Origin of the sequence: Kribbella sp. VKM Ac-2569 (genome assembly GCF_004216905.1) — a bacterium.
GTDB lineage: Bacteria > Actinomycetota > Actinomycetes > Propionibacteriales > Kribbellaceae > Kribbella.
Genome location: NZ_SGXJ01000003.1, coordinates 798,263 through 812,751, shown reverse-complemented (window position 1 = coordinate 812,751; position 14,489 = coordinate 798,263). Strand labels below are relative to the sequence as shown.

Annotated in this window: 13 protein-coding genes; 7 read left to right on the top strand and 6 right to left on the bottom strand. The window is 68.1% G+C overall.

What is annotated here, in order from left to right; genetic code table 11:
• Nucleotides 1–69: 69 nt before the first annotated feature.
• Entirely contained in the window at nt 70–2,088 is a 2,019-nt protein-coding gene (locus tag EV649_RS24230; RefSeq protein WP_130385846.1) for a DUF1906 domain-containing protein, read from the top strand.
• Here the strand turns inward: EV649_RS24230 and EV649_RS24225 are convergent.
• Nucleotides 2,085–2,954, bottom strand: coding sequence for a LysR family transcriptional regulator (locus EV649_RS24225; RefSeq protein ID WP_130385845.1), 870 nt, complete (start codon nt 2,952–2,954; stop codon nt 2,085–2,087). The two genes, EV649_RS24230 and EV649_RS24225, sit on opposite strands and share 4 nt — an antisense overlap.
• A gap of 84 nt (nt 2,955–3,038) precedes the next feature.
• Here EV649_RS24225 and EV649_RS24220 point away from each other — a divergent pair, with 84 nt between their 5' ends.
• The 3 genes from EV649_RS24220 to ctaD are packed head-to-tail and all read left to right on the top strand — an operon-like array spanning nt 3,039 to nt 6,398.
• Nucleotides 3,039–3,857 (top strand): alpha/beta hydrolase, encoded by an 819-nt coding sequence (locus EV649_RS24220; RefSeq protein WP_130385844.1) that lies wholly within the window; start codon nt 3,039–3,041, stop codon nt 3,855–3,857.
• On the top strand, nt 3,857–4,657 hold the full coding sequence (locus EV649_RS24215) for an LLM class flavin-dependent oxidoreductase (RefSeq protein ID WP_130385843.1): 801 nt from the start codon (nt 3,857–3,859) through the stop codon (nt 4,655–4,657). Before EV649_RS24220 ends, EV649_RS24215 begins: the two co-directional genes overlap by 1 nt.
• 55 nt (nt 4,658–4,712) lie before the next feature.
• Entirely contained in the window at nt 4,713–6,398 is a 1,686-nt protein-coding gene (gene ctaD / locus EV649_RS24210) for a cytochrome c oxidase subunit I (RefSeq protein ID WP_130385842.1), read from the top strand.
• Nucleotides 6,399–6,720: 322 nt separating this feature from the next.
• Here ctaD and EV649_RS24205 read toward each other — a convergent pair whose 3' ends face one another.
• The 5 genes from EV649_RS24205 to EV649_RS24185 all read right to left on the bottom strand — a co-directional run bounded on the left by EV649_RS24205 (nt 6,721) and on the right by EV649_RS24185 (nt 11,492).
• Nucleotides 6,721–7,590 (bottom strand): helix-turn-helix transcriptional regulator, encoded by an 870-nt coding sequence (locus EV649_RS24205; protein WP_130385841.1) that lies wholly within the window; start codon nt 7,588–7,590, stop codon nt 6,721–6,723.
• Nucleotides 7,591–7,634: 44 nt separating this feature from the next.
• Entirely contained in the window at nt 7,635–7,868 is a 234-nt protein-coding gene (locus EV649_RS24200) for a hypothetical protein (protein WP_130385840.1), read from the bottom strand.
• Between the two features lie 6 nt (nt 7,869–7,874).
• Nucleotides 7,875–8,549, bottom strand: coding sequence for a class I SAM-dependent methyltransferase (locus EV649_RS24195; protein WP_130385839.1), 675 nt, complete (start codon nt 8,547–8,549; stop codon nt 7,875–7,877).
• Nucleotides 8,542–10,095 (bottom strand): ATP-dependent DNA ligase, encoded by a 1,554-nt coding sequence (locus EV649_RS24190; RefSeq protein WP_130385838.1) that lies wholly within the window; start codon nt 10,093–10,095, stop codon nt 8,542–8,544. The genes EV649_RS24195 and EV649_RS24190 overlap by 8 nt, the downstream gene beginning before the upstream one ends.
• Before the next feature lie 428 nt (nt 10,096–10,523).
• A complete protein-coding gene (locus EV649_RS24185) occupies nt 10,524–11,492 on the bottom strand; it encodes a Dyp-type peroxidase (RefSeq protein WP_130385837.1) in 969 nt (322 codons plus the stop codon).
• 46 nt (nt 11,493–11,538) lie between these two features.
• On the opposite strand from EV649_RS24185, the gene EV649_RS24180 reads away from it, so the two are divergent.
• From EV649_RS24180 to EV649_RS24170, 3 genes are all read left to right on the top strand, one after another.
• A complete protein-coding gene (locus EV649_RS24180; protein WP_130385836.1) occupies nt 11,539–12,684 on the top strand; it encodes a CPBP family intramembrane glutamic endopeptidase in 1,146 nt (381 codons plus the stop codon).
• A gap of 44 nt (nt 12,685–12,728) precedes the next feature.
• Complete coding sequence (locus tag EV649_RS24175; RefSeq protein WP_130385835.1) at nt 12,729–13,445, top strand: HAD-IA family hydrolase; 717 nt, start codon at nt 12,729–12,731, stop codon at nt 13,443–13,445.
• An 87-nt stretch (nt 13,446–13,532) separates the two neighbouring features.
• Complete coding sequence (locus EV649_RS24170) at nt 13,533–14,423, top strand: endonuclease/exonuclease/phosphatase family protein (RefSeq protein WP_130385834.1); 891 nt, start codon at nt 13,533–13,535, stop codon at nt 14,421–14,423.
• The last annotated feature ends 66 nt before the right edge of the window (nt 14,424–14,489 follow it).

Genomic DNA, 14,489 nt, shown 5'->3' with positions numbered 1-14,489 from the left:
CTCTTCGACAGGAGCGCAGGCGCTCGCCTTCACTTGGGGGCACCGTCCAACGATGAACTGGGGAGCAATGTGAGGTTGTTCAGACCTGGGGGGCTCGCTCTTGCCCTTGGCCTGGTCGCCGGAGTCGCTTTAAGCGGCCCGGCCACCGCTGAAGACACAAAAACCATCTCGTACCGCGGCTACCAAGTAACAGTCCCGGCCAGTTGGCCGGTCGTCGATCTGGCCGCGAACCCGACCGCCTGTGTGCGGCTCGATCAGCCGGCCGTGTACCTGGGCCGCAGCACGGCACAAGCCAACTGCCCGGCGCACCTCGTCGGCCGGAGTTCGGGCCTGATCCTCGAGCCGCTGACCACATCGCAGCCGTCCAGCGACGGACTGCTCCGTCGCGCGGTCGTCGACGCGGGCGTGCTGGCGACGGCGTACTACGCGCCGGGCGCCGAGGTCACGGCGAACGACGTACTCGCGACCGGCCGCGTGGTGACGAAGACGCCGTCGGCGCGCGTCGCCGAGCAGGCCGCGGTAGCGCCGACGATCGTTGCGACGGGCAACTACGCCGGCAACGGGTTCGACACCTGCGCGGCGCCGTCGCAGGGCGCGATGGATGCGTGGCGTCCGACGTACCAAGGGGTCGGCATCTACATCAGCGGCGGGTTGCGGGCGTGCGCGCAGCCGAACCTGACCGCGGATTGGGTCGCTGCGAACGCGAGCAAGGGCTGGCAGTTCCTGCTCATCGACGTCGGCCTGCAGGCGCCGTGCACGACGTACAACAGCCGGATGTCGTCGGTCGCCTCGACCGCCTTGATCCAGGGGCGCAATGCTGCGATCAACGCGGTCGCCGCGGCGCAGGCGCTCGGGTTCGCGCAGCGCAGCGCGATCTACAGCGACATCGAGGCGTATACGTCGACGGCTGCCTGCAAGGCGGCCGTGCTGTCGTACCTGAGCGGGTGGACGCAGGAGCTGAACTCGCGCGGTTACCTCGGCGGCGCGTACGTCGGCGCGGCCTCGGGCGCTGCTGATCTGGCGAGTGCCTACACGAGTACGGCGTACATGCGGCCGGACAACATCTGGTTCGCGCACTGGGGCTCGACGCCGGTCGGTACGACGCGCTTCATCCCGGCGACGTACTGGAGCAACCACCAGCGCGTGCACCAGTTCGCGGGTGACGTGAGCGAGACCAACGGTGGCGTCACGATGTCCATCGACCGGAACTACCTGAACCTGACCGCTCCGCCGCCGCCGGTGAGCAGCTTCACCGTGTCGGGTGGGGTTGCGGCTGCCACGCTGCGCTGGACGAAGCCCGCCAACACGACGCTCGGCCAGATCATGGTCCGCGCCGCCGCGGGCTCGACACCGCCGCCGCTGCCGACGTCGGGTACGCCGATCTACAACGGCACCGCGAGTCTGTTTACCCACACCGGGCTGGCGAACTCAGCCAGCTACGCGTATCGCGTGTGGGTGAAGGACAGCATGGGCAAGATCGGTCCGGGCGTCGACGTACGGCTGGTCGGCTCGAAGGCGACGATCGGGGCGAGTGCGGCGTCGATCATGTACACGGGCGCGGTGACGCTGTCGACGGCCGTGTCCCGGCTCGACGGCGCCAAGCTGGCCGGCGTACCGGTGGTGCTGTACTCGAAGGCGAAGACCGCCAGCAAGTGGTCGACGGTCGGCACGTTCACCTCGGACGCGAACGGCGTGGCGAAGGCGACGCAGAAGCCGGCGGTGTCGACGTACTACATGTGGGGCTACAACGGTGCCACCGGCGTACTCGGGACGCGGAGTGCGGCGGCCCTCGTCCAGGTCCACCCGGCAATGTCGGCGTACCTGACTCCGGCGGCGATCAGGCTCGGCGGATCGACCCTGCTGTACGGCTACCTGAACCCGCCCCATGCCGGTACGACGGCGTACCTGCAGCGTCGTTCCGGTACGTCGTGGGTGGCCGTGACGACCGGGAAGCTGACGACGAACGGCAAATACGCGTTCAGCATCAAGCCGGCCGCGCGCGGCACGTACACGTACCGCGTGGTGTGGCTGGCGGACGCCGACCACCAAGGCACGCAGACGGCGTCGAAGGTTCTGACTGTCAGTTAGACAAGGGCGGCCGCCGCACTCCGCGCGAGCTCGATCGCGTGCGCCGCAAGCGGTGAGTGCGTGCGGCCGGCCTGCCACAGCAAGAAGATCTCTCGCGGCGGGAGTTCTGGCGTGAGCTGATGCAGCGCCAGACTCTCGTCGTCCCGGAGTACGGCGAGACGCGGCATCAGTGCTGCGCCGAGGCCGGCGCGGACCATCGCGAGCAGTGCCTCGTTGCCCTCGGTGCGGAACACGACCTGCGGGTGGATGCCGCGGGCGTTGAGGAAGTCTTCGACGACTGCCTGGTGGCAGATCGCGGGGTGCGCGACCAGCGACAGTCCGTCGAGCATCTCGAGTGCGACCGGTCCGGCCGGGAAATCGCCGGGCCGCGCGACGAGGAAGTACGGGTCGTCCAGCAGCTTCAGGTCCTCGATGCCGTCGCCGCCCCGGCCGTCGAAGAACATCAGGTCGAGCCCGGCGAGGTCGGGGTCATCTGTCTCCTCCTCGAACAGCCGGATGTCGCACCCCGGATGTGCGTCGCGGAGTCCGCGAATCACCTGCGGCAGCAGCGTGTTCGACACGGTCTGGAATGTGGCGATGTCGATCCGGCTGTCGCCTGCCCGGAATCGCTCGATCCCGTCGCGCATCTCGTCGGCACGACGCAGGAGTTCGCGTCCGTGCTGCAGGACGACGGTGCCCAGCGGCGTGATCCGGACCGGCTTCGGCCCACCGGGCCTATCGAAGAGCGGACCGCCGGCCGCCTTCTCCAGGATCGCGATTTGCTGGCTGACACTCGACTGGGTGTACCTGAGCCTGCTCGCGGCGCGGCCGAACGACCCCTCGTCGGCGACAGCGGCCAGCGTCGCCAGATGACGTAATTCGTACATGGGCTGCACTCTATCGCCGATGGCGATCGCTTTGATAAGAATCAATCGCTTTTCACGATGATCGTCCGCTTCTACGGTCGAAGCATGACAACTTACGCAGTCAACAACGTCGAACTCAGCGCGGAGACGTACGGCGATCCCGCCGACCCCGCGATCCTGCTGATCCACGGCGCGGGCGCGTCCATGCTCTGGTGGGACGCCCGACTGTGCACCGAACTGGCGGCGCGCGGTCGCTTCGTGATCCGCTACGACCAGCGCGACACCGGCCGCTCGACGTCGTTCCCGACCGGCGAACCGGGCTACGCGATGAGCGACCTGGCGGTGGACGCCGTCGGTCTGCTCGATGCGCTCGGCATCGATCGGGCGCACGTGGTGGCACAGTCGATGTCCGGCGGTACGGCGTTGATGCTGGGCGTCGACCACGCGTCGCGAGTCGCTTCGCTGACGCTCGTGTCGACGAGCACCGGCGACGACGGCCTCCCGCCACCGTCGGCCGACATGCCACGACTGGGTTGGCCGGATTTCGCCGACGCCGCTGCGGTCGAGGAGTACGTCGTACGGTCGATCGAAGCCGAGGCGGCGGGTCACTTCGACGAGACCGAGGCCCGCGCTCTGGTGCGGGAAGACATGGCGCGAGCGCGGAACTACGAGGCCTCGCTGACGAACCACTTCGCGATGACGTTCGACGGACCGAAGAACGGTGGATTCGGCGACCTGGCGATGCCGGTTCTCGTGCTGCACGGCGATGCGGATCCGCTGCTTCCGTTGCCCCACGGTGAATCGATCCGTGACGCGGTGCCAGGCGCTCGGCTAGCAGTGCTAGCGGGCATGGGGCACGGACTGTCGGCGCCGTACTGGAAGACCTTTGTCGATGAGCTCATGAACCACACCGAGGAGCGATGATGAGGTACGCAGTCTGGCTGCCGTTGTTCGACGAGTTGTCCGATCCTGTGGAGGTCGCGCGGCTCGCGGCTGCGGCCGAGGAGGCCGGGTGGGATGGGTTCTTCCTCTGGGACCAGCTGTGGTGGCGGGAACCGATCCGCGAGGTGTCGGATCCGTGGATCACGATGAGCGCGATGGCTACCGCCACCGAACAGCTGCGGATCGGCCCGATGGTCTCGCCGATCGCGCGCCGGCGGCCGACCAAGTTGTTGCGCGAGACAACGACCCTGGACCGGCTCTCCGGTGGCAGGCTGATCCTCGGCGTCGGGCTGGGCAGCGACCGGTTCGCGCAGGAGTACTCCAAGACCGGCGAGGAGGTGGACGACCGGAGGCGAGCCGAGCGGATGGACGAGACGCTCGACATCCTGACCGCCGGGTGGACGGGGGAGCCGGTGAACCACCACGGCAAGCACTACCTCGTCGACGACGTGCAGTTCCTGCCGCGCCCGGTGGCCGGCAAGGTGCCGGTGTGGCTGGCCGGGTTCCCGGGCAACGCGAAGCCGGTCCGCCGGGCGGCGCGGTACGACGGATTCTTCCCGGTCAACCTCACGTCACCGGATCAGGTGGCCGAGCCTGCCGCCGTACTGGGTGAACTTCGGGGCAATCTGGACGACTACGACATCGCGGTGGCCCTGGAGCCGTCGGTCGATCCACGCCCGTACGCCGAGGCGGGCGCCACGTGGTGTCTGATGGACGTCGACCCCGCGACGCTGCGACTGGCCGACGTACGCGCGATGATCGCGGCCGGTCCTCAGAGCTAGCTGATGACGATCCATAGGTGTCTAATCGAAGGAAATCGGTAATACGGGAGGTCGCATGGCCAGCGTCAGTGGGCATGCCGGAGTCACCGAGCGCTCCTCGACCGCTGCCGAGGTAGGGCGGCGGCCGCTGGGGCAGGTGATCGGCCGGCTGTTGTCGACAACCGACCACAAGGTGATCGGCCAGCTGTACCTCGTCACGTCGTTCGCGTTCTTCCTGATCGCCGGCGTGATGGCCCTGGTCGTCCGCGCCGAGCTGGCCGAGCCGGGTCTGCAGATCGTGAACGAAGAGGTGTACAACCAGCTCTTCACGATGCACGGCACGATCATGCTGCTGCTGTTCGCGACCCCGCTGTTCGTCGGGTTCGCCAACGTCATCATGCCGGTGCAGATCGGGTCGCCGGACGTGGCGTTTCCGCGGCTGAACATGTTCAGCTACTGGCTGTTCCTGTTCGGCGGGTTGATCACGATCAGCGCGTTCATGAGCCCGGGCGGGGCGGCCGACTTCGGCTGGACGGCGTACGCGCCGTTGTCGGGTGGGATGCGATCGCCGGGGATCGGGGGAGACCTGTGGATCATGGGTCTGTGGATGGCCGGTCTCGGCACCATCCTCGGCGGCGTCAACTTCGTCACCACGATCATCACCATGCGCGCGCCGGGGATGACGATGTTCCGGATGCCGATCTTCTGCTGGAACGTCCTGGTCACGTCGATCCTCGTGCTGATCGCGTTCCCGATCCTGGCGGCGGCGCTCCTGGTGCTGGAGGCGGACCGCACGTTGGGCGCGCACGTGTTCGATGCCGCGAACGGTGGCGCGCTGCTGTGGCAGCACCTGTTCTGGTTCTTCGGGCATCCCGAGGTGTACATCATCGCGTTGCCGTTCTTCGGCATCATCACCGAGATCCTGCCGGTGTTCAGCCGCAAACCGATCTTCGGGTACTTCGGTCTGGTCGCCGCGACCCTCGCGATCGGGGCGCTGTCGATCGCGGTCTGGGCCCACCACATGTTCGTGACCGGCGGCGTGAACCTGCCGTTCTTCTCGTTCATGACGTTCCTGATCGCCGTGCCGACCGGGGTGAAGTTCTTCAACTGGATCGGCACGATCTGGGGCGGGTCGGTCTCGATGGATACGCCGATGCTGTGGTCGGTGGGCTTCCTCGTCACGTTCCTGTTCGGCGGTCTGACCGGGATCATCCTCGCGTCGCCGGCGCTGGACTATCAGTTGAACGACTCGTACTTCGTGGTCGCGCACTTCCACTACGTCGTGTTCGGCACGGTGGTGTTCGCGATGTTCGCCGGGTTCTACTTCTGGTGGCCCAAGCTGACGGGACGGATGCTCGACGAGCGGCTGGGCAAGCTGCACTTCTGGTTGCTGTTCATCGGTTTCCACACGACGTTCCTGGTGCAGCACTGGCTCGGCGTCGAGGGCATGCCGCGCCGGTACGCCGACTATCGGGCGAGCGAGGGCTTCACCGTCCTGCATCAGGTGTCGACGGTCGGCGCGTTCGTCCTCGGAGTCTCGACGCTGCCGTTCCTCTACAACATCTACAAGTCGCGCCGCACTCCACGAGTAGAGGTTGACGATCCGTGGGGCTGGGGCCGCTCGCTCGAGTGGGCGACCAGCTGCCCACCACCCCGCCACAACTTCGAGAAACTGCCCCGAATCCGCTCCGAATCCCCAGCCTTCGACCTCCACCACCCAGACCTCGCCATCACCGCCCACCGCGAAGAACTCGAGGTCTGACCCTCAAAACCCCCAGACCAAGCACTCGGCTCCACTCCCGCCGTCGCCCAGGTAGTCGCACCGCCGGCCGGCCGCCACCCGTCGAGCAGCCGACGGGTTATCCCCTCGCGTGGTGGGTTCTCTACTGATACACGAAGGGAGAACCCTGCACACGAGGGGATAACCCCGGCTCTGCTGTCGCGCGGAACGTCGAGTCGTGGATCGAGGCTGCGTTTGGCCGTCGTCGACACGCCGAGATCCACGACTCGAGGAACGTGGGGGACGGCGGCCGAGAGGTCGGCGGCGGCGAGCCCGCTTCGCGGGACCGGTCGGCGTGACGGGTCTACGGTAAGCGGGCGAGTAGGCGGGTGAGGTCGTGCTCGGTTTGCTGGGGGGACGGGCTGGTGGAGGCCAGGAGGTCCAAAGCCTGGGTGTACGCCTCGACGTCGTCGCGTTTATCCAGGTAGAGCGCGCTGGTTAGGTGCTCCAGGTAGACGATGTCGGGCAGGTCGCGTTGTGGGAAGCGGAGCAGGCTGAAGGCGCCGCCGGTCGCGGCGTGGCCGGGGCTTTCGAGGGGGATGATCTGGACGGTCACGTTGGGGCGGGTGACGGCTTCGCGGAGCGCGTCGAGTTGACTCCGCAGTACGTCGGTGCCGCCGATCGGCCGGTGCAGCACAGCCTCTTCGATGACGGCCCAGAGTTTGAGCGGCGGCTCGCGGTCGAGCACCCGTTGCCGGCGGGTGCGCAGGGCGACGACCCGCTCGATCTCGCTCTCGTTTCGTGCTCCGCCGGGCGTGAGCTGAGCGACGGCGCGTGCGTAGTCCGCGGTCTGCAGGAGGCCGGGCACGAACTGGATCTCGTACGTGCGGATCAGTTCGGCGGTCGCCTCGAGCCCGAGATACGAGTCGAACCACTCGGGCGTGACGTCGCCGTACCGATGCCACCAGCCCGGGTCGTTGGCCTCGCGGGCCAGCTGCAGCAGCCGATCGCGCTCGCGAGCGTCCTGCACGCCGTACAACGTCAGCAGGTCGGAGACATCGCGTTCCTTGAACCCGACGCGTCCCAGCTCGAGGCGGCTGATTTTCGACTCCGAGGCCCGGATCGCCCAGCCCGCATCGGTGCGAGTGACGCCGGCGCGCTCACGCAGCTCCCGCAGATGACTCCCGAGCATCATCCGCAACGCCGTCGGCCCCACCACACTTCGCCCCGCCATAACCCGAGTCTACATCATTATCGAACAGATGTTCCCATGCAATCTCAGCCCACCCGGGTGCCCACGAGGAGCGAGTTCCGCAGGTCCGGCAGCACCACCTCGGCGGCGACGAGGCGCGGATCGCCGAAGAAGAACTCCCGCTTCGGATCGTGTTCCCGGTACGGCGAATCGGCCGGCAACACGTCCACCGGCGTCACGTCGTCGTTCACCAGCCGCCCGCCGATCCGCAGCAGTTCCACGATCTGATCGGGCTGCACGAGCGGAGGCAGGGCGGCCATGGGATCTCAGTCGCGCAGGTACTCGGCTCGCCAGCGCAGGACGCTTGCGTCGGCAGGGCTGGGGGACTGGCTGAGCTGGATGAGCCGGAGATCCGCACTCGCGAACGACTGGATGGTCGCGCGCGTGAGCGGCCAGGGCGGACCTTGGATGGCGTCGTCGCGCTGGTCGTCCGGCCGGGCGGCGGCGATGACCAGCAGCGTGCCGCCGGGCGCGACGAACTCAGTGACCTGCTTGACGGCCTCGGGCTGGAGTGGGATCGGCAGCGCCTGAACGGTATAGATCTCCACCACGAGGTCGAACGCGTGATGCCAATCAGGCGGTGGCGCGAGCAGATCGGCGACTCGGTAGTGCGCCTTCGAGTCCGGGTGATTGCGGAGCGCAGTCTCGATCGCGGTGGGGGAGATGTCGAACGCGGTCGTGTCGTACCCGCGGTCGGCGATCAGCTCGGCGTCCCACCCGGTGCCCGCTCCGACGATCAGTGCCGTCTTGTCCGCGCCGTCCGGCGCGGACTCCTGGACCCACTCGCTCAGCAACTGGTGCGCCGTACCGCGATCCCACGGGACAACCGCGGACCCCTCGGCGGCAGCGGCGTACAGATTCTCGAACCAGCCGGTCGGGTCGTCCCGGTCGAGTGACTCGCGCGCGATCCGCCGCGACACGACATCCGGGTCTTCACTCATCGCCCACACTCTCTTCTGCACCGGGTCCGAGGTGAATCTCGCGCACCGTCTGCACGGTATCAACGTCGGCAGGCCGCTTGTCCTCGCGATACCGGATCACCCGGGCAAACCGAAGTGCCATCCCGGCCGGATACCGCGGCGAGGTCTGTACGCCGTCGAACGCGATCTCCACCACCACCTCCGGCCGGAGGTAGACCGCCCAGTCGTCCCGTCGTACGGCGAGTTCCTGGAACCGCTCCGTCTGCCACCGCAGCAGCTCGTCCGTGAGCCCCTTGAACGTCTTCCCGAGCATCACGAATTCGCCGGTCTCCTCGTCCCGCGCGCCGAGATGCAGGTTCGACAACCAGCCCGTCCGTCGCCCGTGACCCCACTCCGCCGCCAGCACGAGCAGGTCGAGCGTGTGCGTCTGCTTGACCTTGACCCATCCCGAGCCGCGCCGACCCGCCTCGTACGGCACGGTCAACGACTTCACCATCACACCCTCGTGCCCGCGGCGCACGGCCTCCGCGAAGAACGCCTGACCGGCGTCCGCGTCATCGGTCACGAGCCGCGGCACCCGCCGCTCCTCAGGCACGAGCTTCGCCAGCCACTCCTGTCGCGTGGCCCCGTCGAGCCCGAGCAGATCCTCCCCGTCCTGATGCAGGATGTCGAAGAAGTACGGCGTCAGCGGCACCGACTCCGGCCCCGTCGCAGCCCGGGTCGCCGTCCGCGACCCCGTCACCTGGAACGCCTCCGGTCGCCCGTCGGTCCGCAACGCGATGAGCTCGCCGTCGAGCACGACCTGCTGTGCATCGAGCGCCAGTACGGCGGTCGCCACCTCAGGAACCCGTGTGGTGATGTCGTCCAGCGTCCGTGTGTAGACGACGACCTTCTCGCCGTCGCGGTGCGCCTGGATCCGGATCCCGTCCAGCTTCCACTCGAGTGCGGCCGGCGTACCCGTCTTCTCCAACGCCTCCGCCACACTCGTCGCCGACTGCGCGAGCATCGGCTGCACCCCACGGCCGACCTCGAGCCCGAACTGCGCGAGCCCCGCCTCGCCCTCGGTCAGTACGGCGACCGCGACCGGAGCAGCCGCCCCGCGCAACATCGCCGCGGCCCGGATCTTGGTCAGCGGAATGCCCGTCGCCCGCGCGACCGCATCCGCCATGACGCCGTCGAGCGCACCCTGTCGCAGCTCACCACCGACGAGCAGTTGCAAGAAGCGCTGCTCGTCCGCCGTCGCCCGCGCGAACAACCCGTCCACCGCAGCGCGTCGGCGAGCCTGTACGCCGGTGCCCGACATCTCCGCCAGCTCCGCGAACGTGGCGTCGACCTCCTCGACCGTCACCGTCGGCTCGGCGGCCGGCTCCGGAGCGTCCATCAGCGTCCGCCAGCCCACTCCAGTGCGCCGTTGCCGCAGCTCGCCCGACAGGTACGTCACGACGATCTCGATCTCGGCCGGTTCGGTGGCCTTGGACAACAAGCCGGCGATGAACTCGGCCTTCTTCAGCCGCGACCGGGTCCCGGCCAGCGCGGCCGACGTCTCGACCACCTCGGTGAGCAACATGTCCCAAGTGTCACTCAACCCGCCGACAGTCCGGGCGCCAGCGCCATCGGCCCTGGCATCTCCTCACACCCACCCGGGCAGGGGCCGCGGCATGCGCCTGTGACCACCTTGAGTGCGGGTCAACCAGAATGCGCGGCGGAAAACGGTTGATCGGTGCCCAAGGTGCCCAAGGTGACCAGAGCCGGACTCGGTGAGGACCATGGCCAGGTCGACAGACTCCGGCCTGCGGGACGAAAGCTCAACCGCGGACGAATCCGCTGGACGCCCGTCGCTGGATCCCGTTCCCAAACCGGTTTGGGGAGGTCTACCCGCCCGAATCGGGCAGTTGTGCTCCCCGGTCGGAGGACGGAGCCTCCCCAAACCGGTTTGGGGAGGTTTGTGGAGGCGGTTCGGGCGAAGGGCGTGAGGTCCGGTTCGGGGAATGGCGTTCAGGGTGCCGGGGGCAGGTCGTCCAGGAAGTTCGCGGGGGGTGTGAAGAACAGGCAGCCGGTGACAGCGGTGGAGAAGTCGAGCAGCCGGTCGTGGTTGCCCTCGGGCACCCCGATGAACATCCGCCGGAGCATCAGCTCGGTCACCGCCGGCGTCTTGGCGTACCCGATGAAGTAGGTGCCGAACTCCTGCGTGCCGACGGCGCCGAACGGCATGTTGTCGCGCAGGATCTGCAGCTCGTTGCCGTCCTCGTCCTCGATCACGTTGAGCACGATGTGCGCGTTGCCGGGCTTCTTGGCGTCGTCGAGCTCGATATCGTCGAGCTTGGTCCGCCCGACGGCGAGCTCCTGCTGCTCGACGGTCAGCGTGTTCCACGCCTTCAGGTCGTGCAGGTACTTCTGCACGATCACGTAGCTGCCGCCGCGGAAGTCCGGATCCTCGTCGCCGATGAGTACGGCGGCGTGCGCGTCGCTACCGGTCGGGTTCTCGGTGCCGTCGACGAAGCCGAGCAGGTCGCGCATCTCGAAGTACTTGAAGCCGTGCACCTCGTCGACGACCGTCGCGGCGCCGTTGAGCACGTTCATGATCTGGCCGGCCAGCTCGAAGCACTGGTCCTGGTGCGCGGCCCGGATGTGGAAGAGCAGGTCGCCCGCGGTCGACGGCGCGTGGTGCGTGGCGCCCTTGAGCTCGACGAACGGGTGCAACTCGGCCGGGCGCGGTCCGCTGAACAAACGGTCCCAGACGTCCGAGCCGATGCTGGTGACACAGGACAGGTTGCCGCCCGGCACGCGGAACCCGACCGAGCGCACGAGACCGCTCAGCCGCTCCAGCAGGTCGCGGGTCCGGTCCTCGCCGCCCGGCTGCACCTGGACCACCAGGAAGATGGCGGAACCGCTCAGCGGCATCAGCACGGACTGCGGTAACGCGTCCGTCTGCCGGTCCGCCCCAAGCGTCGGTTCAGTAACCACCGTGTTCTCCCTCCGTCCAGTTGGCCCGATCTTCTAGAGTCCAGTTATGGACCCGCAGCAGCCCGGACCGCCTCCGCAACCGGGCCCATACTCCCAGCCGGGGCAGCCGCCGCCACCGCCGCCCCATGCCGGCCCATATCCGCAGCAGCAACCGCAGCAGTACCCGCCGCAATACCCACCGCCTTATCAACAGCCGTACGGCGCCTACCCGCCGCAGCCCGTGTATCGCGAGCCGCGGACGGTCCAGGCACCGGCAGGTACGCCGTACCACCGGCTGGCCCGTACGCCGAAGCACGCCTGGTGGCGGCCCTTCGTCGGAACCCTCCTGCTCGGCCTCTTCGCGTTCGTCCTGACCTCGCTCGTCGTGGTCGTGTGGGTGATCGCGCACCGCACCTTGGCCGGACCGTTCCCGACGCCGAGCGGCACGGACATCTTCCCGAGCGACACCGAGAACCTCGCCGTGACGCTGGTGCTGCTCGGCGTCCTCACACCGCTCGTCGGCCTCGTCGCGTGGATGGTCCAACGCCGGCCGTTCTGGAGCGTTGCCTCGGTGCTGAACCGGATCCGCTGGCGCTGGCTGCTGTGGTGCTGCCTGCCGGCGTTCGGCTACATCGCACTGTCGTTCGCGATGGGCGTGCTGGTCGACGCGGTGTTTCCGTCCGACGACTCGATCGGGACCGCCGGCGGAGACTGGATCGGCTTCAGCGCGTTCGTCGTACCCGCGCTGGTGATCCTGATCCTCGTGCCGTTCCAGTCGACGGCCGAGGAGTTCGTGTTCCGCGGCTGGCTGATCCAGGCGGTCGGCGCCTACGGTCCGGACGACCCGAACGGGCGGGCGCGCTGGTTGCGGAGGCTGTTCCGTTCGCCGTGGCCCGGGATCGTCGTGGGCGGCGTTGCCTTCGCGTCTGCCCACGCGTACATCGGCTGGGCGATGGCGGACATCTTCATGTTCGCGGTGGTAGTGGGCTGGCTGACGGTCCGGACCGGGGGACTGGAGGCCGCGATCGCTCTGCACGTGCTAAACAACCTCATCGCCTTTCTGTTGCCGGCGGCAACGGGCCGTGGGGATCAGTGGGATGTGCAGGGCGGCGCTCCGTGGACGCTGTTCGTCGCGGACATTCCGTGCCTGGCGTTCTACCTGATCGCCGTCACCTGGCTGGCCCGCCGGCAGGAGATCCGCCGGCTGAGCTGAAAGGCAGGCGAGAACTGTCGGTCGGCTCTGGCAGGCTTTGCCGGGTGACGAACGCGAAGATCGAAGCTGTCCTGTTCGACTGGGGCGGCACGCTGGCAACCTGGCACGACATCTCTCTCCACGAGACGTGGCGGGCCGTGTCTGTGCTGCTCGACGAGGACAATGCCGATGAGCTGGCGGCCCGGCTGGTCGCGGCCGAGGGCTCTGTGTGGCGGCGTTCACGCGACGAGCACCGCAGCAGCACCTTGGAGGAGGTGTGCTCGCTGGCCGAGGTGGTGATGACGCCCGCGGCGCTGGCGGAGTACGAGCGGCAGTGGGACCCGCACACCGAGCTGGAGCCGGACGCGGTCGACACGCTGCAGGCGCTCCGGGACCGCGGTCTCAAGGTCGGCGTCCTGTCGAACACGATCTGGCCGCGTCGGCGGCACGAGGAGGTCTTCGCGCGCGACGGCGTACTCGACCTGCTCGACGGAGCCGTCTACACCAGCGAGATCGCGCACACCAAGCCGCACCCGGAGGCGTTCCTGGCCGCGATGCGGGCGGTCGAGGTCGATGAGCCGTCCCGGTGCCTGTTCGTCGGCGATCGGCTGTTCGACGACGTCTGGGGCGCGCAGAACGTCGGGATGCGCGCGGCGCACCTGCCGCACAGCGCGATCCCGCTCGAGCAGATCGGTCACACGGAAGGTACGCCGGACGTGACCGTCCAGCGCCTGTCCGAGCTGCCCCCGCTGATCGACTCCTGGAACGAAGCGGCCGCTTAACGTCCGCGACGCGCTACGGCTAGCGACGCGTCACCCGATCTGGTTAACGTCCAACCTCCTTGCAAACCGCCCTTGGAGGTTTTTGACATGTTCACCATGCGCCGTCGGTTCGCCGCGCTCGTCGCGGCGACCGTCGCCGGCCTGACCCTCACCAGCGGGGTGTCACAGGCCGCGCCAACCTCGGACGAGGCAACTGGACCACTGCACGTGATGTCGTACAACCTGCGGTACGCCAGCGACACCCCGCCGAACACCTGGGCGGAGCGGCGTCCGGTGATGCGGGAGCAGTTGCGGCAGGCACGCCCGCAGCTCATCGGCACGCAGGAGGGCCTGTACTCCCAGTTGCAGGACATCGCCTCTGACCTCGGCCCAGCGTACGACTCGATCGGGCTGGGGCGGGAGGGCGGCAGCAAGGGCGAGTTCATGATGATCTTCTTCGACCAGCGCCGCCTGCAGCCGCTCGAGTACGACCACTTCTGGCTGTCGGACACCCCGGACGTGATCGGCTCCCAGACCTGGGGCGGCTGCTGCCCGCGGATGGTGACGTGGGTGCGCTTCAAGGACAAGGCGACGTCGAAGGAGTTCTACGCGGTCAACACCCATCTGGAGGCGTACGACGCGACGGCGCGGTCCAAGTCCGCCGACCTGATCCTGCAGCGGATCGCCGGCTTCGACCCCGCGCTGCCGGTGATCCTCACGGCGGACTTCAACGAGGCCGCCAAGCCGGGGTTGACCGTGTACGACAAGCTCGTGACGAGCGGGAAGTTCGCCGACAGTTGGGTGACGGCCGAGCGCCGCAGTGCCCTGTACGCGACGTTCCACGGGTACAAGCCTCTGACGCCGAACGGGGACCGGATCGACTGGATCCTCACCACCCCGGGTCTGCGCGTCTCGAAGGCGAACATCAACACCTTCAGCAAGGACGGGCAGTTCCCGAGTGACCACCTTCCGGTCGAGTCCTGGATCCACCTGGGCTGACGTCGGGCTGAGAACCGAAAGGACCCCCGAGCCAGATCGTGGCTCGGGGGTCCTGAGGGGTTTCGG

Excerpts from the sequence above, each read along its gene's own strand:
- EV649_RS24225 (WP_130385845.1), bottom strand. The coding sequence starts at position 2,954 with ATGTACGAATTACGTCATCTGGCGACGCTGGCCGCTGTCGCCGACGAG.
- EV649_RS24170 (WP_130385834.1), top strand. The coding sequence starts at position 13,533 with ATGTTCACCATGCGCCGTCGGTTCGCCGCGCTCGTCGCGGCGACCGTC.
- EV649_RS24215 (WP_130385843.1), top strand. The coding sequence starts at position 3,857 with ATGAGGTACGCAGTCTGGCTGCCGTTGTTCGACGAGTTGTCCGATCCT.
- EV649_RS24190 (WP_130385838.1), bottom strand. The coding sequence starts at position 10,095 with ATGTTGCTCACCGAGGTGGTCGAGACGTCGGCCGCGCTGGCCGGGACC.
- EV649_RS24195 (WP_130385839.1), bottom strand. The coding sequence starts at position 8,549 with ATGAGTGAAGACCCGGATGTCGTGTCGCGGCGGATCGCGCGCGAGTCA.
- EV649_RS24220 (WP_130385844.1), top strand. The coding sequence starts at position 3,039 with ATGACAACTTACGCAGTCAACAACGTCGAACTCAGCGCGGAGACGTAC.
- EV649_RS24205 (WP_130385841.1), bottom strand. The coding sequence starts at position 7,590 with ATGGCGGGGCGAAGTGTGGTGGGGCCGACGGCGTTGCGGATGATGCTC.
- EV649_RS24180 (WP_130385836.1), top strand. The coding sequence starts at position 11,539 with ATGGACCCGCAGCAGCCCGGACCGCCTCCGCAACCGGGCCCATACTCC.
- ctaD (WP_130385842.1), top strand. The coding sequence starts at position 4,713 with ATGGCCAGCGTCAGTGGGCATGCCGGAGTCACCGAGCGCTCCTCGACC.
- EV649_RS24200 (WP_130385840.1), bottom strand. The coding sequence starts at position 7,868 with ATGGCCGCCCTGCCTCCGCTCGTGCAGCCCGATCAGATCGTGGAACTG.